Origin of the sequence: Metabacillus endolithicus (assembly GCF_023078335.1) — a bacterium.
GTDB lineage: Bacteria > Bacillota > Bacilli > Bacillales > Bacillaceae > Metabacillus > Metabacillus endolithicus.
Window position 1 is genome coordinate 4,931,412 of the sequence record NZ_CP095550.1, and the last position, 21,251, is coordinate 4,952,662.

Consider the following 21,251-nt stretch of genomic DNA (forward strand, 5'->3'; position numbering starts at 1 on the left):
TGTTTTTCTTTTGATTAGGGTTTATCAAAACAAATATTACTATTGAAAGTGGGTTTAAATTAGGAGATAATTTTTTTAATATAACGAATACTTTTTGATACATTGCATTTATTAAGAAATTAGGTGGCTATCATGATTGTTGTTGCTATTTTTATCTCCTGGTTCATCTTAGATCTTCTTTTAAGGTATATTTTAGGTATCAAATTAAAAAAGGCTTTTAAAAAGTTTGAGCATCATGATTTAATATTTAAAAATATTGATAGATGGCTTTTTATAGCCTTTTTACTGTTTCTTTTAGTAAATATTTTTCTGTCTTTTATGGACATGATTGTAGTAGTTTTTATCTATTTAGCCATCACGAGCTTTCTTCATGGTATGCAGGAATGGAAGTTTGATAAGGAAAATAGAGAATATATATTCACGTGGCTAGGTACTGGAGCTTGTATTTTATTAGGGGTTTTATATACTTTAGGTATAACTGCTGTGTAAAATATGCATCTAGATGGCAAGAAAATAATAAAAACCTGGATGGAAATCAACTTACCTTCCAGGTTTTTTTATATGCACTATTTAAATGTCCAAATATTATTTAAAGTGAAATTTATGAGTGGGATTACTAAGACTGTCACAATTTCTCCAATAGCATAATGAAACGATAGAACATGAACAACTGTAAAGATAATTATAAAATTTAATGTGAAGCCAATGATGGACACAACAAGAAATCGCAGTAATTGTTGATGAGAGTACTTTCCACCAAATGTATATTTTTTATTTAATAGGTATGAAAAAAGAGTCATGATGATAAAAGAGATCGACGCACCGATAACTGGTTCTTGATGGAAAAGTTCCACAAATATAAACATAGTAAGAAAATAAATGAGCGTACATATAATCCCGACAAAACTGTATTTTATAAATTTAATAATAAAAAGTCTATTTAGAATCATACTATCACCTTTACCATTAAAATTACTCTTTATTCATATCGGTTATTAGAAATAAATATTTACAAAAATTCTGGTTACCATTCTTTTTTGTTTGAATTATCTTTTTGAGAGTATTGGTTTTTTATCAATACTCACAAAAAGATAGGATGTAAAAACAGTTTTTTGAAAATACGACTATTTTTAACAGATATTATAAAAGATTCGCTCATAAAGTTAATACATGTCCAAATGTTTGTGAGGGAATTGAATGAATACGATAAAAATAGTGTGTATTATTGTGTTAGGAAGTCTTCTATTATCGATTGGAATCAATGTTTTTTTAACACCTTATAAAGTGCTGGATGGTGGGATGATCGGGATTGGCTTAATTTTGCACTATTTGTTTAATTTAAAAACAGGTTTGATGCTCATTGTTTTTAGTACACCAATATTTCTCGTTGCATGGATTTATTATAGAAAGTATTTTTATAATAGTTTACATGGCTTATTACTTTCATCTTTTTTTATTGATTTGCTAAAACCATTGGATGGAATTGTTCATGCATCACCAATTGTAAGTTCAATTATTGGAGGGATATTTGTTGGCTCTGGTATTGGGTTAATGCTTCGTATCGGAACTAGCACTGGTGGAACAGATCTGCTTGCTCAATTTATATCTGACAAATCTGGAGTTAATGTTGGCATTTTAATCTTTTTTATTGATATGGTTGTGATTTTGCTAGGAGGTCTATTAATTTCAAGTGAAACATTGATTTTGTCTTGTGTTACCATCGTATTCGTTGGATTAACAACAACAATTGTTTCATCAAAATCTATAAAGGAAGCGTAAGTTTAATAAGCAAATGAAACCTTTTAAATAGGCATCATTTGCTTTTTCTATTTAAATAAACCTTTTCCACAACGAAAAGTAACGTAACAATAATTCCTGAGACGACCACAACAAATAAATCTGATTTTATTTTCACCCAAATAAATGCACTCAGGATAACCCCATCTAAAACCAAGGCAATTGTTACTATAATGGGGTTGGCTCCTACCTTGTGACGTAAGTGCTTTAACACCCCTAAATGAACAATCATATCCATAATAAGATAAAGAATGGCACCCATTGATGCAATACGGGTTAAGTCAAGTGTTACAGTTAAAATGATCGCTAAAACAACTGTTAACACTAAAGTGTTCTTTTGAACAGATTGTTTTATCCCAAAATAAGCCTTAGGAATTAGACTCATTTCCGATAACATGGCTAACATCCTAGAAACCGCAAAAACACTTGCTATGATTCCCGTAATTGTAGCAATGATGGCTAATATCACAGTTAGCCATACACCATAATCACCAAAGGCTGGACGGGCAGCTTCTGCAAGTGCGTAATCCTTTGCCTTTATGATTTCATCTATCGATAGGTTACTTGATACGGCCCAAGAGAGAAGTAAATAGATAACTAGACTGATCATAATAGAAATGCTAATTGCTAGTCCAATATTTTTTCTAGGCTTTGTGATTTCAGCTCCACTGTTTGTAATTGTCGTAAAGCCCTTAAATGCAAGGATTGTTAAAGACACAGCTGCTATCAAATTTAGTGTGCCTGCGTCTTGGTTCACTGCACTTGATTGAGATGGTAAAGCAAAGTCAACAATCCACAAACCTGATAAAGCAAGCACTGATAATCCTAAGATTTTTACAAACGATGCAATGGAAGTAAAAGATTGGATAAATGTATTTCCTGATATGTTTACAACGAATGAAAAAACAATTAATCCAACACCTAGTAATGGGATAAGCCAACTTGGTTGTTTACCCTCAAATAACTGAAGCGTATATGTCCCAAATGTTCGTGCCACTAAACTTTGATTTATAATCATCGAAATCGCCATCATAAGTGAAGCTGCAGTTGCAATTGTTCCTTTGCCATAAGCTTTTACTAAAAACATGCCAATTCCACCAGCTGAGGGAAATTCCTGGCTCATTTTTATGTAGGAATATGAGCTAAAGCCTGTGACAATACTGCCAATTATAAAAATAAGAGGAAACCATTGACCGGAAAGCTCGGCAACTTGTCCGAGTAAGGCAAAGATACCAGCGCTAATCATCACGCCTGTACCCAATCCAACAGCTCCCACTAGAGTAATACTATTCTTCTTGTATTTCCCCATTTTTTCACCTTTTCTATTAATTGTATTTTAAATGCCGTACCCTTTGTAAAATAGGATAAAACATCTTTAAAAAAGGTGTGAGTAGGATGAAAAGAAATAAGCCCTCCATCGTCTAACGAATGAATGGCTTATTTCTTGATATTAACTACTTTTTCTCACATTTTGATTGTAATCTGCTTTTCCATCTCGTAGCTTCAATGGATCAAAGAAATTTGCTATTTCCCGTTCTGCACTTTCTAGAGAATCTGATCCATGAATGACATTTTCTTCTTTACAAAAAGCAAAATCTCCACGAATTGTACCTGGCAGTGCTTCTGTTGGACTTGTTTTCCCAATCATCGTTCGAGAAACCTCTATGATATTTTCACCTTCCCAAACCATCGCAAAAACAGGTGCTGATGTAATAAAATCAACTAACTCTCCGAAAAATGGCTTCTCATTATGTTCTTCATAATGGTATTCAGCCTTTTCTCGATCAATTGTCATAAATTCTGCTTGTAAAAGAGTAAATCCTTTTTGTTCAAAACGGCTAACAATTTCTCCAATTAATTTTCTTTTCACACCATCAGGTTTGACCATGATAAAAGTTCTCTGCATCGGCATGAGAATCACCTCGTTTAAATGTATTTAAATTCACCTGACTCTGGTAAATCTACTAGTTATTATTGGAATTTTCATAATTTCTTAAACATGAATGAATAAAAAATCACATTGTAACTGTTTTTTACAAAATGCTATTTAGTTTGTTACATAATGCTACACAATCATAGACTGAACCTTTTTTGTGAAGGATAATTTAGAAAATTCCAAAAATATTACCTGGAGTAAGAGGTGGATAATCATTGATACAAACACATCTAGCGATCGAAATGCAAGATATTGTGAAAAAATTTGGCCCGGTAGTTGCCAGTGATTCTGTTAACTTTTCTGTCAAAAAAGGGGAGATTCATGCCTTACTAGGTGAAAATGGTGCAGGGAAAAGTACCATTATGAGCATGCTTTCCGGTATTTATAAAGCAGATAGTGGAACGATTGCCATACATGGTGAAACATGTCAGATTCGTTCACCAAAGGAATCAATGGAATTAGGGATTGGTATGGTTCATCAAAACTTCCGTTTGGTTGATACACTAACAGCCATTGAAAATATTATTCTTGGTGAAAAGAGCCAAATATGGCGAGGACCCTCTTGGTTGAAGAAAAAGAGAGAAGAAATAAAAATAATCTCAGAGCAATATGGACTAAAGTTTCCTACAAATGTTCCAATCTGGCAATTATCCGTTGGAGAGCAGCAGCGTGTAGAGATTGTAAAAACACTTTACCGGGGTGCTGACATCATCATTTTCGATGAGCCTACATCTGTTCTGACTCCTTTTGAAGCAGAGCAATTATTTCAAACGATGAAGAACCTAAAAATACATGGAAAAACAATGATCATCACAACTCACAAACTAAAAGAAGTTATGGAGGTTTCAGATCGAATTTCTGTTATGCGTAAAGGGAAAATGATTGCTCACCGAAATATTGCTGATACGTCTGTTGAAGAGTTAGCGCAATTGATGGTCGGCACATTACGTACAAAAGGGGTAACTGTTACATCAGAGTCAAGCGGAAAACCCGTTATAGAAGTTCAAAATCTTTGCGTTCAAGGAGAGCGTGGGATGCTTTCGATTGATCAAGTTAGCTTCACGATTCATGAACATGAAATTGTCGGGGTGGCTGGTGTTGCAGGAAATGGTCAGAAGGAACTCGCCGAAACGTTAACAGGCTTTATCCCTTGGAAAAGCGGATCCATCATGTTTAATCAGGAACAACTTATTTCTCCTACCGTACAGAGTTTAATAGATAAAGGAATTGCTCATATCCCTGAGGATCGTATGAAAAGTGGTTTAGCAGGAAGCTTAGGAATAGTTGATAACTTACTATTAAAAACATATCGAACAACCAAACGTACAAAATGGGGTCTTCTCCAAAAGAAACAAAATAGTGAGTGGTCAAGAAAATTAGTTGAAACATTTGATGTGAAAACAGCTGACCTACATAGTCCTGTTCGACAGCTTTCAGGTGGTAATCAGCAAAAGCTATTATTCGCAAGAGAAATTGATCAAGAGCCAAAATTAATGATTGCTGTACATCCAACACAGGGATTGGATGTTGGTGCTACTGAAGCAGTACATCAGATGTTGCTAAATCTTAAGATTTCAGGAGGTGCTATTTTACTAATATCGGAAGATTTAGATGAAGTAATGAAACTGTCCGATAAAATTCTAGTTTTATATAACGGAAAAGTGAACGGCGTCATTCCTCGGGCAAAAGCTGAAAAAGAGTATATTGGCCAACTTATGGCTGGTTTGGATGAGCGGAAGGAAGGAGTTGTTTTATGAACCAAAAAACATCTGCAGAACATACTGCCGTTGAAATACAGGGTTCAAAAAAGAAAGTTGAATGGCCTTTTCGATTAGAATATGACCCACATAAAAAGTCGAGCAGCTGGTTTGTACCACTTTTATCAATAGTTATAGCTTTACTTATTTGTGCTGTATTTATTGCAATCGACGGGATGAATCCCATTACGGTTTATGGAAAAATGCTGCAAGGTGCATTTGGCTCTGCTTTTGGTCTAAGTGAAACACTTGTAAAAGCAACCCCTCTTTTACTTTGTGGACTCGGTGTGGCCATTGCTTACCGAATTTCGATCTGGAATATTGGTGCAGAAGGACAATTTTTACTAGGAGCAATTGGGGCAACGTCTATCACCATTTACTTCCCAAACTTGCCTGGAATCGTTTATATCCCACTTATGGTCATCGTTGGAATAGTAGCTGGTGCTGTATGGGGGTTGCTAACCGCTTTACCTCGAACTTATTTCCAAGTCAATGAGCTAATCACATCATTGATGTTGAACTATATCGCTCTTTTGCTATTAGATTATTTTGTATTTGGACCATGGAGAGATCCTGAGGGCTTTAATTTTCCGGGAACTCCAATATTTTTACCTTCACAATTACTAGCCACAATAGGTGATACTCGACTTCATATTGGAGTATTGTTCGCAATAATTGCGGTTATTATATTTGCATTTTTTATTTTAAAAACTCGTTATTTATGAATTAAGAGTACTTGGAGCTAACCCATCAGCGGCTAAATATGCCGGTATCAAGATTAATAAACACATTCTTCTAGTTATGATGATTAGCGGTGGTATGGCAGGCCTGGCTGGAATGATTGAGGTATCCGGTGTTGCAGGAAGGCTCATGTATGGTATTTCACCAGGTTATGGATACACAGCTATTATCGTTGCATGGCTAGCCAGATTAAATCCATGGGCAATGATTGTTTCATCGATTTTTATTGGTGGATTAATAGTCGGTGGTTATAGTGTTCAAACCATTGGCCTACCATCTTCTATGTCTCTAATGCTTCAAGGTGCCATTTTATTTTGCATAATTGGTGGAGAAATGCTTAGCAAATTTCGTGTGAAAAAGTAGGAAACAAGATAACCGTGATTTTACGTTTATTTGAAAAAACTAGGAAGAGAGGCACGACAATGGATGTTTTCATTTTGCTCTTAACAGCAGCCATATCATCTGGTACACCATTGCTGTTTGCGGTACTAGGAGGAATTTTAAGTGAAAAAGCAGGAGTCATTCATCTTGGTACTGAAGGCATTATGCTAATTGGGGCAGTCATGTCATGTATTGTTTTTATTGAAACCGAAAGCTTGTTCGTAACATTTCTTGCCTGCTTATTAGCCTCAGGATTCCTCGGACTGATTCATGCATTTTTAAGTATTAGTTTAGGTGCTAATCAAATCGTGAGTGGGTTAGCAATCACTTTATTCGGTACGGGACTCAGTGCGTATTTAGGTAAATCTGTAGCGGGAATTGCGTTACCGGTATCCGTTCCAAAGGTGGAGTTAAGTTGGCTGGAGTTCATCCCTGTGATCGGTAAGGTGTTTTCAACCCTCGATCTTTTCATTTGGATGAGTATCGTGTTAACGATTGTTCTTTATTTATATATGTTCAAAACTTCATGGGGACTTCATTTGAAAGCGGTTGGTGATAGTCCTTCAACTACAGATGTGATGGGAATTTCAGTAACAGGTTTTCGTTATTTTCACGTTATTTTCGGCTCGATGCTCATGGGACTATCAGGATTTTATCTCATCATGGCCTATTCGCCTAACTGGATAGAAGGAATGACAGCTGGAAGAGGGTGGATTGCAATTGCTTTAATTATCTTTGCTCGCTGGAATCCTATCTACGCATTATTCTGCGCCTATTTTTTCGGGGGCCTTGATGCACTTGGTTTTCGTATTCAACTATTTGAAATACCGGTTCCCTCTTATTTTCTAAAAATGATTCCTTATATTGCAACGATTGTCGTCTTAATGTTTGTTGGATGGAAAAATAGAAACAAACCTCCGATTGAACCAAAGGCATTAGGAGTTCCATATTTCCGTGAGCAACGATTTTAATGATCACATCACTTAAGGAGGTGGTGTAACAGGTTATTGAGTAGATTTTTTAAATATAAGGGGGATATTGAGTTGAAGAAAAAAATAATGGGCTTATTTGTTTTGATCATGATGTTCATGGTTATGGTTGCTTGTTCTCAGGAGTCTTCACAGCCTGCTGAACCTGAGGCAACAGAAGAAGAAACAGAAGCAACAATAACAGAATCAGGAACAGAAGCATTACCAAAAGTAGCATTTGTTTATATTGGTGTACCTGGTGATGGTGGTTGGACGTTCGAGCATGATAAAGGAAGACAAATGGTTGATGAAACATTTGGTATTACCTCGACAACAGTAGAAAATGTTCCGGAGGGTCCTGATGCTGAACGTGTTATTGAAGAACTAGCTCAAGATCATAACATCATTTTTACAACAAGCTTTGGGTATATGGATCCAACTGTGAATGTAGCTAAAAAATATCCTGATGTTGTGTTTATGCATGCAACTGGTTATAAAACCTCTGAAAACCTGGGTACATACCAAGGGAAAGGGTATCAGCCTGGATATTTAGCTGGGATTGCTGCTGGAAAGTTAACGGAAAACAATAAAATTGGTTATGTTGGTGCTTTCCCAATACCAGAGGTTATTTACACGATTAATGCTTTCACATTAGGTGCACAAAGTGTGAATCCTGATATTGAAGTGTCAGTTGTTTGGAGTAATACGTGGTTTGATCCTGCAACCGAAAGACAGGCAGCTGTTACATTATTAGATGAAGGTGTTGACGTTCTAGCAAACTACCAAGATTCACCAGCGGGTATCCAAGCTGCTGCTGAACGAGGCGTTTGGGGAATGGGGAATGACTCTGACATGAACAAATACGCACCTGAGACTTATGTAACGAATCCAACTCTTAATTGGGGACCTTATTATGTTGACGTTGTTCAAAGTGTAATAGATGGGACATGGGAAACGAATTCCTATTATGGAGGGTTAAAAGAAGGAATGGTTGATTTAGCTCCATTCGGTAAAAATGTACCACAAGATGTGCAAAATGCTGTTAATACAAAAAAACAAGAAATCATTGATGAAACTTATGAGGTATTTAGTGGTCCGATTTATGATCAGACAGGTGAACTCAAGCTTGCGGAGGGAGAAATCATTCCTCTTGAAGACATTCTTAGTATGAACTGGTTTGTTAAAGGAGTAAAAGGAACGATTCCAGAATAAACGGAAAGGATGACATGTCATGCAAGTGAAAGATCCTGTTTTGTTTCATCAATGGCATCCAGTCCTATTATCGAAAGAGTTAGTTGATCTTCCAAAGGCTGCTGAAGTTCTTGGTGAAAAAATTGTTATATTTCGTACATCTCAAGGTGTGCATGCTTTTAAAGATTTATGTATACACCGAGGAGTACCCCTTTCATTAGGAAAAGTAATGAATGATACAATCGTTTGTCCATATCATGGGTGGACCTATAGTACGTGTGGAACATGCACAAAAATCCCGGCAATGCCAAAAGGAAAGGCGATACCAAGAAAGGCAAAAGCCATTACTTATCATTGTGTTGAAGAAGCCGGGTTAGTATGGGTTAGCTTGGGTCAACCAGAACATCCCCCCGCTATTGGTGAAGAGAATGTGGGCAATGAATTGGTTCGTGTTGAAATGGGACCTTATGAAATCAATGCAGCAGGGCCACGGGTTGTTGAAAATTTCCTAGACGTTTCACATCTTATGTTCGTTCATGAAGGACTTCTTGGAGATAGTCAGTTTCCTGAAATTGGTGATTATGAGGTGCATGAGCAAGATGGAGTTCTAGTTTCTGATGAAATCGATATTTATCAACCAGATCCAGATGGAAGAGGGCATGGTGTGCATGCAAAATACACGTATAAAGTTTTCCATCCACTTTGTGCAGGCTTTACAAAAAGAATTGATCATTCTGAAGAGTTTTTTGATCTTTATCTTATCGTTTCGCCAGTAAATGAAGAAAAAAGTAAAGCATTTATGATTATGGAACGCAATTATGCGTTAGAAGAAGACGAAAAAGTATTTGTAGATTTCCAAGATCTTTTAATCGAGCAAGACAAGATCATTGTAGAAAATCAAAAACCAGAGTTACTTCCACTAGATCTGCAAGCTGAGCTACACTTAAAAAGCGATAGAGTTAGTATTGCCTATAGAAAAATGTTAAAAGAAGTAGGATTATCATTTGGAACTGCATAGCGATAAATGAAGGAAGGCTGTGTTAGCCTTTCTTTTTTCGTATATAGATATCCTCTTACTCTATTATTTTTTTGTTTCTTCTAAAAATATAGTACTCAAAGAACAAACACATGCATATGATAATTTTAGATACTAGACATTAGATGAAAAGAAAGAGTTGTTATTATGGCATTAAGTAAAAATCGATTAATTGGACGAAATGCAATTATGCTGTTGTTATCCGAAGATCCTAACGAACAGCTTCAATTCCTTCAACAAAACAAATGGAGAAATTTGTTTGGGAAAAGTGGGTTCGATGGAGGCGAATAAAGTCGTTGCATCTATTGAAACAGCAGCAAAGAAAAATGGCATTATACAGTCTGATGTTTATCGTGAATCACATGCATTATATCATGCAATTATGGAAGCCTTACATGGTGTAACCCGAGGTCAAGTACAGTTAGGTTCAGTGTTACGAACCGTTGGACTTTCTTTCGCGGTTTTACGTGGCAATCCATATGATCATGATCAAGAAGGAGATTGGATTGCTGTAGCACTGTATGGAACAATTGGTGCTCCAGTAAAAGGCTCTGAGCATGAAACGATTGGCCTTGGTATTAATCATATATAAAGTGCCCATAGTTAATAGATAAGCAGGGGGCTATATCATGAAATCTTTGATTTCATCGATATAAAGCCCCCTTTTTTTATTGACCCTTTAACTAACTAAAGGGTATGGAGGGAGTCGTAAAGATGATTTTGCTAGATGGAGAAAGCTTAAGCTTGTCTACTTTACAAAAAGTCCTATTTGAAGGGGAGAAAATTGGATTCTCAGAAGAAAGCATAAAACGTGTGGAAGCAAGTAGAAAAGCCGTTGAAAAAATCGTTTCCGAGGAAAAAGTTGTTTATGGTATTACAACAGGCTTCGGCAAATTTAGTGATGTGTTTATTGAAAAAGAAGATGTTGAGCTACTTCAGCTCAATTTAATTCGTTCACATGCATGTGGAATTGGCGATCCGTTTCCAGAGGTTGTTTCACGAGCAATGCTTGTTTTACGTGCCAATGCCTTACTCAAAGGTTTTTCGGGTGTTCGTCCTATTATTATTAAAAGATTAATTGATTTGGTAAATGCAGAAATTCATCCTATTATTCCACAACAAGGCTCTTTGGGCGCAAGTGGTGATCTAGCTCCACTTTCACATCTTGCTCTCGTGTTAATCGGAGAAGGTGAAGTGTTGTATAAAGGTCAAAAAACAAGAGCAATTCAAGCACTTCAACAAGAATCGCTTTCCCCGATCACCCTAATAGCAAAAGAGGGGCTAGCACTTATTAATGGCACACAAGCAATGACTGCAATGGGCGTAGTTGCGTATCTAGAAGCAGAAAAGTTAGCCTATCAAACCGATTTAATTGCATCGGTTACCATAGAGGGTTTAAGGGGAATAATTGATGCCTTCGACGAGGACATTCATCTTGCTCGTGGATATAAAGAGCAAATTGAGGTAGCCAGCCGAATTCGAACCTATTTATCTGATAGTCTACTAACGACGAGACAGGGAGATATTCGCGTACAGGACGCCTATTCAATCAGATGCATTCCGCAAGTTCATGGGGCTTCATGGCAAGCGTTAAATTATGTGAAAGAAAAACTTGAAATAGAAATGAATGCAGCAACAGATAATCCGTTACTTTTTCTTGATGGTGAAAAAGTATTATCTGGTGGAAACTTTCATGGTCAGCCAATTGCGTTTGCAATGGACTTTTTAAAAATAGCGATTGCTGAATTAGCCAATATCTCAGAGCGTCGAATTGAAAGATTAGTGAATCCTCAACTAAATGATTTACCTGCCTTTTTAAGCCCTGAGCCTGGTCTACAATCAGGTGCGATGATTATGCAATATGCCGCTGCGTCACTAGTCTCAGAAAACAAAACTTTGGCACATCCGGCTAGTGTGGATAGTATTCCTTCATCAGCTAATCAAGAAGATCACGTAAGCATGGGAACAATCGCTTCAAGACATGCTTATCAAATTATCACAAATACTCGGCGAGTACTAGCGGTAGAAGCAATTTGCAGTATTCAAGCGTCTGAATTTCGTGGTATTCAAAAAATGTCAACCGTAACAAGGAAGTTTTATGAAGAAGCTAGAGTGATTGTTCCATCAATTAAAAATGATCGAGTTTTTTCAATCGATATTGAAGCAATGCACAATTGGTTAAAACATGGAACACAATCGATGCTAATGAATATGGGGGAAGAAGATGAATTCAAACAATATGGAGAAAATAAAGAGATATAGGGGAACAAGTCTAAATACAAAAGGATGGCAACAAGAGGCTGCTCTTCGTATGTTAATGAATAATTTAGATCAAGATGTTGCCGAAAATCCTGAGGAGCTTGTTGTGTATGGAGGAATTGGAAAAGCTGCTCGAAATTGGGAAAGTTTCGATGCAATCGTCACATCTTTAAAATCATTAGAAAATGATGAAACACTGCTCATTCAATCTGGTAAGCCTGTTGTTATGTTTAAAACACATGAAAATGCGCCGCGTGTTCTGATTGCCAATTCAAATCTTGTTCCGGCTTATGCAAACTGGGATACGTTTCATGAACTCGACCAAAAAGGACTTATGATGTACGGCCAAATGACGGCAGGCAGTTGGATTTATATAGGTTCACAAGGCATCGTTCAAGGCACATATGAAACGTTTGCTGAATTAGCAAAACAACATTTTCACTCTTCTCTTAAAGGGACGATAACATTAACATCTGGACTTGGAGGAATGGGTGGGGCACAACCTCTTGCTGTTACGATGAATGGTGGTGTTTGTATCGCTATAGAGGTTGACGAAAGAAAAATCGATCGAAGAATAACAACAGGATATTTGGACGTAAAAGCTTATTCAATAGAGGAAGCGATACATGCAGCCAAAGAAGCGAAGAAAACGGGTAAAGCATTATCAATTGGTTTACTAGGTAACGCATCTGATCTTTTATATAACATGATTGAACGCAATTTTACTCCTGATATTTTAACAGATCAAACCTCTTCTCATGATCCATTGAACGGATATATTCCCTCAGGAATGTCACTGAAACAGGCGGATAAGCTGCGAAAAATAAATCCAAAAGAATATGTAAAGCTTTCGAAAGCTTCTATAGCGAATCATGTAAAAGCGATGCTCGCAATGATGGAAAAAGGAGCGGTCACCTTTGATTATGGCAACAATATTCGTCAGGTTGCTAAAGATGAAGGAGTAGAAAATGCTTATAAATTCCCCGGTTTCGTACCAGCTTATATTCGCCCACAATTTTGCGAAGGAAAAGGTCCATTTCGTTGGGTAGCATTATCAGGTGATCCTGAGGATATTTATAAAACAGATGAAGCGATACTGCGTACATTCAGTGATAATGAGCATCTATGTAATTGGATTAAGATGGCTCAGAAAAAAATTCAATTTCAAGGCTTACCTTCGCGGATATGCTGGTTAGGCTACGGTGAACGTGCAAAATTCGGGAAGATTTTAAACGATATGGTAGCAAGTGGCGAACTAAAAGCACCAATTGTGATTGGTCGCGACCATTTAGATGCAGGCTCGGTAGCTTCGCCAAATCGTGAAACCGAGGCAATGAAGGATGGATCAGATGCTGTGGCAGATTGGCCAATTTTAAACGCGATGATCAATGCGGTTGGTGGTGCCACATGGGTTTCAGTTCATCATGGTGGTGGAGTTGGAATGGGATATTCCATACATGCAGGTGTTGTGATTGTAGCGGACGGCACGAAAGAAGCCGAGCGAAGAATTCAACGTGTACTTACAACAGATCCAGGTATGGGTGTTGTTCGCCATGCTGATGCAGGCTATGAGCTTGCAATGAAAACAGCTCACCATCATAACATTCAAATGCCAATGCTTGAAAAGGGAGTTGATTGTGGTGAATAAGCCGATATGGATCAAACATGCTGCTCAATTGGCTACACTCGCTTCAAATGTAGATGGACCTCGTTCAAAAACAGCGATGTCTGATCTCATTATTATTGAAGATGGAAGCGTATGGATAGAATCAGGGGTTATCAAAGCTGTTGGAACAACAGACGAACTGGGGAATACTTATAGAAACGTAATAGATTCCGCTGAAATCATAGATGCCTCAAATAGCTTGGTTACACCAGGCTTGGTTGATCCTCATACACATGTTGTTTATGGTGGGAGCCGGGAACGGGAATTTGAAATGAGGCTGCAAGGCTCAACCTATATCGACATCATGAATAAAGGAGGAGGCATTCATGCTACAACTAACATGACAAGAGAAGCGACGGAACAGGAATTAATACAACAAGCAATAGCTCGACTTGATTCCTTTTTGGAACATGGTGTAACAACAATTGAAGGAAAAAGCGGATATGGCTTAAACCTTGAAACAGAGCTAAAACAACTCAAAGTCATAAAAGAACTTCAACAAATGCACAGCATTGATCTGGTAGCAACCTTTATGGGAGCACATGCAGTGCCAAAAGAATTTAAAGGTCGTGAAGAAGAGTACGTTGATCATATAATTTATGACATGTTACCCGCTATTGCACAGAGCAATCTTGCACAATTTATTGATGTTTTTGTGAAAAAGGAGTTTTCACCTTTGAGCAATCTAAACGAATAATAGAGGCTGGAAAGCACTATGGCTTGATACCGAAGATACATGCTGATGAAATTGTAAATACCAAAGGTGCAGAACTAGCTGCAGAAGTAGGAGCGATCTCAGCTGAACATTTACTTAAAACATCAAATCAAGGAATCAAAAAGATGGCTGAAGCAGGAACCATTGCTTGCTTACTCCCTGCTACTGCTCTTTATCTTCGCGAACAATCAGCACAAGGGAGAAAAATGATTGATCACGGAGTACCGGTTGCGATCTCAACCGATTGCAACCCAGGTTCTTCACCAACCACTTCCATGCCACTTGTGATGAACCTTGCTTGTATTAATATGAGATTAACACCTGCCGAGGCCTTAACCGCAGCAACCTATAATGCTGCATGTGCTATTAACCAACAGCATAAAGTCGGCTCTTTAGAAGCTGGAAAGCAAGCTGATATTGTACTATGGAAGGTGAAAAACTATCAAGAATTGCAATATCTATTTGGTGTTAATCATGTAAAAGCGGTGTGGAAAAAGGGTGTGAAGGTGGTAGACAGATGAAAAAGCATTGGCTGAAACCACCAGACTGGTCATGGAATTCTTTTAGTGATGAAAACCCAACATCAGTTTCTCAATGGATTGAGTCACTTCAAAGCTTTCAGGAGACACCAGATTTAATCGTATACGGTACACCAATTTCTCGTTCATCCATAAGTGTTTCAGGCGCATCTTTATATCCTTCTGAATTTAGAAGAATGTGGAAAAGTTTTAGCACTTATAACATTGATGAACATGTTGATCTTATTTCTTTTAAAGTTGCGGATGCAGGTGATATTGACATGCATACAACAGATATTTTATTGTCACATCAAAGAATTCAGCAAACAACCGCATACCTTACCAAACGTTATCCAACTTCTCGAACATGTATGATAGGTGGTGATCATTCGACTACTGCTTGTGCTGTTCGAGGAATCAAAGAAATGTATCCTTCAGAGACAATTGGAATCTTACAACTCGATACCCATCTTGATGTTCGAGATCCACGTATATTAGGTCCGGCGAACGGAACACCCATACGTCAGTTGATTGACGACAATACTGTTATGGGAAAGCATATAATGAATATCGGGCCACACGGTTATTTTAATGCAAAATCACTTATTGATTACGCGAAAGAACATAGCATCAACATCATCACCTTGAAAGCTGCACGAAAAAAAGGTGTTCTCCAAGCAGTGAAAGAATCTCTTCAGCATTTATCAAATTGTGTTGACCGAATTTACGTAACAGTTGATATGGATGTTCTTGATATTTCCTTTGCTCCTGGAGTACCAGCCTCGACACCGGGAGGTATGAGCACATCAGAATTATTTGATAGTTTAATAGAAATTGGGAAGGATCCATCCGTTAAACACATAGATTTTGTTTGTTTAGATCCAAGTAAGGATTCATCTGTTCAAGAAACAGTGAAAATTGGCTGTTATGCATGGCTTCAGTATGTAACGGGGTGTGTGTTGCAAGATAAGAAATAGAGGGTACAGCTCATTTTAAAGATGGGTATTGTTTTTTTGTTCAAGATGTGAGAAATATCACCGAGCTATCCATTATGACAAGGTAAACTTAACTCATAGGAAGAACCTTCCTTAAAAGAAAAGTAGGGAGAGATGATCATGAATATGGTCTATGAGAATATCCTTGTTGCAATTGATGGATCAAAAGAAGCTGAGTGGAACTTTCAGAAAAGCCGTTAGTATCGCAAAAAGAAATCATGCACATCTAATGTTGTGTACAATCATTGATTCAAGAGAAGTCGTGTTAACATCCTATGGTTTACCTATCGAACCAGCATTTATTGAACATGCTGAAAATTTCTCACATTCTCTATTAACAAAATATAAAAATACCGCAATAGAAAACGGGTTATCAAATGTAGAAACGATTATCGAATATGGCTCTCCAAAAGTGAAAATTGCAAAAGAAATTGCACCTGAAAAGAATGTGGACTTAATTGTATGTGGTGCAACTGGAATGAATGCAGTTGAAAGAATATTTGTTGGAAGTGTATCTGAACATATTTTAAGATACGCAAACTGCGATGTATTGATCGTTCGAACAGAAAAAGAGGAAGACTAAAGTTTTAGGAGGAATAGCAATGAATCTAATCATTCACAGCAAAAATCTTGAATTAACCGAAGCTTTAAAAACCTATGTTGATCAAAAAATTGGTCTGGTTATGGAGCACTATTTTGAGGACACTACAACTTTCCAAATTCATATCAATTTATCTACCTTCAAAAATAATCACTGTATTGAAGTAACCATTCATCTTGGTGATATAACCATTCGAGCAGAAGAAAAAACAAACGATATGTATCAATCTATTGATCTAGTAGAAGAAAAGTTAAAAAGACAAATTCGTAAGTATAAAACAAGAAGAAATCGTAAGCTGCGAAAAGGAAAATTAATTGAACAAGCTCCAGTGTTCGAGATCCCGACAGCAGAGCAAGAGGAAGAGGAAATTGTTCGAATTAAACAATTTCAATTCAAACCGATGAGTGCAGAAGAAGCTATTTTACAAATGAATCTACTTGATCACCAGTTTTTTGTTTATCAAGATGCAAAAACAGATCAATGTAGTATTGTTTATAAACGAAAAAACGGTCAGTATGGCTTAATAATGTCTGATGAGATGAATGCTGTAAATGTTTAAATATATGGGAGAAAAACAGGATTACCTTGATAAGGTGGTCCTATTTTTTTTGTGCATGAAATGTCTAAAATTGTCTAATCGAAGATAAAATGTTCAGAATCGAAGATAAATCCTTTTTCACATTATCTACGAAAAAAGAGTCAAATACGTTTCGTTTTTCTTATATTGGGTAAAATTATTCAAAACTAGTAAGCTATATTGTAATCTATTGATCATTGTTACTAGTATATAAGAATCTACCATTCGACATATTTCGATATTTTAAGATAATTTTAGCAACATTCAAAAGATAGAGAACATATAAACTTCTTTTAAAGATATTAGGTTATTTATTGAGTAAACCCTTACAAATCAAACTACTTTACCTACTTAACCTATGTCACTCTATCTCACATATCATTTGACAAATCTACCATTACCTATGGTAGTATAATTATGTGTTTACACAAAATTACCAAAAAAAGGGGGCTTTACACAAATGATGAAGAAATTTCGAAGTAGTTTTCTGTTCATCATGATCTTATCACTTATGATGGTCATTGCTGCATGTGGCGGCGGGACTGGAGGCGGTGATGAGGGAGCTACAGGTGGAGAAGAAGGTAATGACACAGGTGGCGAAACTCAAAATCTTAGTCTTTTAACTGGTGGTACTGGTGGTACATATTATCCACTTGGTGGACAAATCGGAAACATCATTTCTGAGAACACAGATGCAAACATAACACCACAAACATCAGGAGCATCTGCAGAGAATATGGAGACATTAAGAAATGGCGAAGCAGAGCTTGCTTTCACGCAAACAGACATTGCTTCATATGCTCTTGAAGGAAAAGAAATGTTTAAAGATGCACCGATTGATAACGTTCAAGCAATTGGTTCACTTTACCCAGAAACAGTTCAGCTTGTGACAACTGCTGATAGCGGAATCACATCTGTTGAAGATTTAAAAGGGAAAACTGTTTCTGTAGGTGCACCAGGATCTGGAGCTTACATCAATGCCATCCAAGTTCTTGAAATTCACGGCTTAACTGTTGATGACATTAAAGCACAAAACCTATCATTTGATGAATCAACAGATGGAATTCAAGCGGGTAATATTGATGCAGCATTCATTACAGCTGGAACTCCAACTGGAGCTGTTGAAGCACTATCAGCACAAGATGATGTTGTGATTGTTCCAATCGCAGAAGATAAGGTTAAAGAATTAGTTGAAAAATATCCTTATTATGCAGCAGACTCTGTTCCAAGCGGAACGTATAAAATCGAATCTGATGTAAGTACAGTTGCTGTTAAGGCAATGTTAGTTGCATCAAAAGATCTTGATGAAAACTTAGTGTACGAGATGACAAAAGCTTTATTCGATAACACTGATCAAATCACTCATGCAAAAGGTGAGTTCATTACACCTGAATCAGCACTAGAAGGAATTGGAGATATGGAACTTCATCCTGGAGCTGCTAAGTACTTTGAAGAAAAAGGCGTTTCAAAATAACATGTCTAAAAATCGGTAGATCGTATTGTACGGTCTATCGATTTCATTTGCAATGCTTTAAAGGGTGGTTCTATGAGGCTTAAGATAATTCTAGTAACTGTACCTCTACTCTTGCTTATCACTTTGCTCGTTTTCATTCCTTTTAAACAAACTCTTGCTTTTACTTATGAAAACGAAGAAAAACTACTTGCATATCTACCTTTTGAGAAAGAGAATTCCTTTCAAATTAAATATACACATTCCATTCATCTTTCAGATGTCATTGAAACCTACAAACTTACTAAGAAGCAAATTATCTTAACTGAACTTTCTTACAAAGATTTTGCAATAGGCATGCCTTCTAATGCAGAAGGAGATGAGGTATTTGAAGAAAAAAATGGTACATACTACATAAAGAATATGAACCGTTCTTTCCCATTTGTTGATCTTCGTCTTGGGCAGGTAAGAGCGGATCATCGAATTATTTATAAAGATCACACATATACATTATCAAATTTTATTGAACCAGGAACATGGGTGCGGATGTCACCTGAAAAAATGTCATTATGGGAACTATTGAAAGGAGTGAACATAAGTGGTTGATGAAAATAAAACGTTAAATGAAGAAGAACAACAGGCATTATTGGAAAAATATGATCCTGAAGCCGGTACACGTAAACTAACAGGTATTATTGGCTGGATTGCCTTTATTGGACTGCTATCATTCTCGCTATTTCAATTATATACAGCTATATTCGGTGTTTTCACAGCACAAATTCAACGTACAATACACTTAGGGTTTGCATTATCATTAATCTTTTTGCTTTTTCCTGCTAATAGGAAAAAACGACAAAAAGGAAAGCTTCAAATTGCTTGGTATGATGGCATCTTAGCTCTCCTTAGTGTTGGAATAGGAGCTTATTGGCCAATTAATTTTAATGATTTGGTTATGAGTGTTGGGCGCCTATCACAAATGGATTTTATCGTTGGAATCATCGCGATATTATTAGTGTTGGAAGCAACACGAAGAGCAGTTGGTCTTCCGATTACTATTATTGCACTTATCTTCTTGGTGTATGGACTTTATGGGCAGTATATGCCAGGCTTCCTTGCACACAGAGGATTATCACTTGAGCGATTAGTTCAAACGATGTTCTTTACTACTGAGGGGATTTTAGGAACACCACTTGCCGTATCCTCAACATTTATTTTCCTATTTCTCTTGTTCGGAGCATTTCTAGTGAGAACTGGAGTAGGTCAATATTTTAATGATCTGGCTGTTTCCATTGCAGGGCGCAGAACTGGTGGACCAGCTAAAGTTGCGATTTTCTCAAGTGCACTACAAGGGACGATAAGTGGAAGCTCCGTTGCGAACGTTGTTACCTCCGGTTCGTTTACGATTCCAATGATGAAAAAGCTTGGATATAAAAAAGAGTTTGCTGGAGCTGTAGAAGCTGCTGCTTCAACAGGTGGTCAGCTAATGCCTCCTATTATGGGTGCTGCTGCATTCCTAATGGTTGAATTTATCGGCGGTATCACGTATTGGGAAATAGCAAAAGCTGCTGCAATCCCTGCTGTTCTATATTTCGCAGGAATTTGGATTATGACTCATTTTGAAGCGAAGAGAATTGGTCTTCGTGGGTTAACAAAAGAAGAAATGCCGGATCGAAAAGAAGTGTTAAAAAAGATTTACTTGCTGCTTCCAATTATTGCGGTCATCGTATTATTAATGTCAGGAATTATTGTCACACATGCCGCATTATATGCGATTTTAGTAGCGATAATCGTAGGGATTATTTAATAAAGCAACGAGAATGGGACCAAAGCAATTTGTGCTAGCATTAGTAGACGGTGCTCGTTCTGCATTAGGTGTTGCAGCTGCAACTGCTGCAGCGGGTATTATTGTTGGAATTGTAACAAAAACAGGGTTAGGACTTAAGCTTGCAAATGGATTGATTGATTTAGCTGGAGGATACTTAATTCCAACATTAATGCTAACCATGTTAGCTGCAATTGTTCTTGGAATGGGTTCACCAACAACTGCTAACTATGTTATTACATCAACAATTGCTGCACCGGCGATTATCTTATTAGGTGTACCTGATTTATCAGCTCATCTATTTGTTTTCTATTTTGGAATTATTGCAGATATTACACCACCAGTTGCCTTAGCTGCATTTGCCGCAGCAGGTGTAGCAGGAGGAGAGCCTTTGAAAACAGGGGTCAACTCGGCCAAACTGGCCATTGCCGCCTTTATCATTCCATATATATTTGTTCTTTCACCAGAGCTGCTCATGATTGACACAACGTGGTATGAATTAGTTTGGGTGCTTATAACAGCTGTATCTGGAATGCTTGCTATCGGTGCTGGTATTATCGGTTATTGGATGCGTAAACTTCATTGGATTGAGCGAATTGTCGCACTTGTTACAGGCTTCTGCTCATCTATCCAGAAGGAATATCTGATATTACTGGAATCATTGCCTTTGCAGCTTTACTGGCTTTACAATTTATTTGGAAACGTGATAAAGGAAATACGTTAAAAGTGTCTAATTAAATTAGTTTAAGAAGCCTGATACTTCTCGTATCAGGTTTTTTGCTGAGCCCATCAATTGACTGATTATTCAAGTAGATACTAAACTAAACATAGTACTGCAACT

17 protein-coding genes and 4 pseudogenes are annotated in these 21,251 nt (G+C 37.1%); 18 read left to right on the forward strand and 3 right to left on the reverse strand.

Going from position 1 to position 21,251, the window contains the following annotated elements; genetic code table 11:
* Positions 1 to 132 precede the first annotated feature (132 nt).
* On the forward strand, positions 133 to 489 hold the full coding sequence (locus MVE64_RS25115) for a DUF4181 domain-containing protein (protein WP_247342196.1): 357 nt from the start codon (positions 133 to 135) through the stop codon (positions 487 to 489).
* A 77-nt stretch (positions 490 to 566) separates the two neighbouring features.
* Here MVE64_RS25115 and MVE64_RS25120 read toward each other — a convergent pair whose 3' ends face one another.
* Positions 567 to 950, reverse strand: a complete 384-nt coding sequence (locus MVE64_RS25120) for a GtrA family protein (protein WP_247342199.1) — start codon at positions 948 to 950, stop codon at positions 567 to 569.
* Positions 951 to 1,197: 247 nt separating this feature from the next.
* Between MVE64_RS25120 and MVE64_RS25125 the strand changes: the two genes are divergently transcribed.
* Positions 1,198 to 1,779 carry a YitT family protein gene (locus MVE64_RS25125; RefSeq protein ID WP_247342201.1) on the forward strand — a complete coding sequence of 194 codons (582 nt, stop codon included), beginning with the start codon at positions 1,198 to 1,200 and terminating at the stop codon, positions 1,777 to 1,779.
* 34 nt (positions 1,780 to 1,813) lie between these two features.
* On the opposite strand, the gene MVE64_RS25130 is transcribed toward MVE64_RS25125, so the two are convergent.
* Together MVE64_RS25130 and ndk are read right to left on the reverse strand one after the other, a co-directional pair.
* Positions 1,814 to 3,106, reverse strand: a complete 1,293-nt coding sequence (locus MVE64_RS25130) for an APC family permease (RefSeq protein ID WP_247342203.1) — start codon at positions 3,104 to 3,106, stop codon at positions 1,814 to 1,816.
* Between the two features lie 141 nt (positions 3,107 to 3,247).
* Positions 3,248 to 3,703, reverse strand: a complete 456-nt coding sequence (gene ndk / locus MVE64_RS25135; RefSeq protein WP_098797015.1) for a nucleoside-diphosphate kinase — start codon at positions 3,701 to 3,703, stop codon at positions 3,248 to 3,250.
* A 245-nt stretch (positions 3,704 to 3,948) separates the two neighbouring features.
* Between ndk and MVE64_RS25140 the strand changes: the two genes are divergently transcribed.
* The 16 genes and pseudogenes from MVE64_RS25140 (at position 3,949) to MVE64_RS25210 (ending at position 21,148) form a co-directional block, all read left to right on the forward strand.
* Entirely contained in the window at positions 3,949 to 5,490 is a 1,542-nt protein-coding gene (locus tag MVE64_RS25140; RefSeq protein ID WP_345740727.1) for an ABC transporter ATP-binding protein, read from the forward strand.
* Positions 5,487 to 6,215: an ABC transporter permease gene (locus tag MVE64_RS27645; RefSeq protein ID WP_281730424.1), complete on the forward strand. Its 729-nt coding sequence runs from the start codon at positions 5,487 to 5,489 to the stop codon at positions 6,213 to 6,215. The genes MVE64_RS25140 and MVE64_RS27645 overlap by 4 nt, the downstream gene beginning before the upstream one ends.
* Positions 6,216 to 6,267: 52 nt before the next feature.
* Complete coding sequence (locus MVE64_RS27650) at positions 6,268 to 6,594, forward strand: ABC transporter permease subunit (protein ID WP_281730518.1); 327 nt, start codon at positions 6,268 to 6,270, stop codon at positions 6,592 to 6,594.
* A 59-nt stretch (positions 6,595 to 6,653) separates the two neighbouring features.
* Positions 6,654 to 7,583, forward strand: a complete 930-nt coding sequence (locus MVE64_RS25150) for an ABC transporter permease (RefSeq protein WP_247342205.1) — start codon at positions 6,654 to 6,656, stop codon at positions 7,581 to 7,583.
* A 72-nt stretch (positions 7,584 to 7,655) separates the two neighbouring features.
* Positions 7,656 to 8,792, forward strand: a complete 1,137-nt coding sequence (locus tag MVE64_RS25155; protein ID WP_247342208.1) for a BMP family ABC transporter substrate-binding protein — start codon at positions 7,656 to 7,658, stop codon at positions 8,790 to 8,792.
* Positions 8,793 to 8,811: 19 nt separating this feature from the next.
* On the forward strand, positions 8,812 to 9,789 hold the full coding sequence (locus MVE64_RS25160; RefSeq protein ID WP_247342210.1) for an aromatic ring-hydroxylating dioxygenase subunit alpha: 978 nt from the start codon (positions 8,812 to 8,814) through the stop codon (positions 9,787 to 9,789).
* Between the two features lie 165 nt (positions 9,790 to 9,954).
* Positions 9,955 to 10,399, forward strand: a pseudogene (hutP, locus tag MVE64_RS25165) (histidine utilization transcription antiterminator HutP).
* Between the two features lie 122 nt (positions 10,400 to 10,521).
* On the forward strand, positions 10,522 to 12,069 hold the full coding sequence (gene hutH, locus MVE64_RS25170; protein ID WP_247342212.1) for a histidine ammonia-lyase: 1,548 nt from the start codon (positions 10,522 to 10,524) through the stop codon (positions 12,067 to 12,069).
* Positions 12,032 to 13,714 (forward strand): urocanate hydratase, encoded by a 1,683-nt coding sequence (gene hutU / locus MVE64_RS25175; protein ID WP_247342215.1) that lies wholly within the window; start codon positions 12,032 to 12,034, stop codon positions 13,712 to 13,714. Before hutH ends, hutU begins: the two co-directional genes overlap by 38 nt.
* A pseudogene (gene hutI, locus MVE64_RS25180) lies at positions 13,707 to 14,968 on the forward strand (imidazolonepropionase). Before hutU ends, hutI begins: the two are co-directional and overlap by 8 nt.
* Positions 14,965 to 15,942, forward strand: a complete 978-nt coding sequence (locus MVE64_RS25185) for an agmatinase family protein (protein WP_247342218.1) — start codon at positions 14,965 to 14,967, stop codon at positions 15,940 to 15,942. Before hutI ends, MVE64_RS25185 begins: the two are co-directional and overlap by 4 nt.
* 138 nt (positions 15,943 to 16,080) lie before the next feature.
* Positions 16,081 to 16,543 (forward strand): annotated as a pseudogene (locus MVE64_RS25190) (universal stress protein).
* A gap of 19 nt (positions 16,544 to 16,562) precedes the next feature.
* Positions 16,563 to 17,120 carry a ribosome hibernation-promoting factor, HPF/YfiA family gene (gene hpf, locus MVE64_RS25195; RefSeq protein WP_247342220.1) on the forward strand — a complete coding sequence of 186 codons (558 nt, stop codon included), beginning with the start codon at positions 16,563 to 16,565 and terminating at the stop codon, positions 17,118 to 17,120.
* A 481-nt stretch (positions 17,121 to 17,601) separates the two neighbouring features.
* The gene (locus MVE64_RS25200; RefSeq protein WP_247347248.1) at positions 17,602 to 18,612 is read left to right on the forward strand and encodes a TAXI family TRAP transporter solute-binding subunit; all 1,011 of its coding nucleotides are present in this window, start codon (positions 17,602 to 17,604) and stop codon (positions 18,610 to 18,612) included.
* 72 nt (positions 18,613 to 18,684) lie between these two features.
* The gene (locus tag MVE64_RS25205; protein ID WP_247342222.1) at positions 18,685 to 19,194 is read left to right on the forward strand and encodes a DUF1850 domain-containing protein; all 510 of its coding nucleotides are present in this window, start codon (positions 18,685 to 18,687) and stop codon (positions 19,192 to 19,194) included.
* Positions 19,187 to 21,148 (forward strand): annotated as a pseudogene (locus tag MVE64_RS25210) (TRAP transporter permease). The gene MVE64_RS25205 and the pseudogene MVE64_RS25210 overlap by 8 nt, the downstream one beginning before the upstream one ends.
* Positions 21,149 to 21,251: the final 103 nt, after the last annotated feature.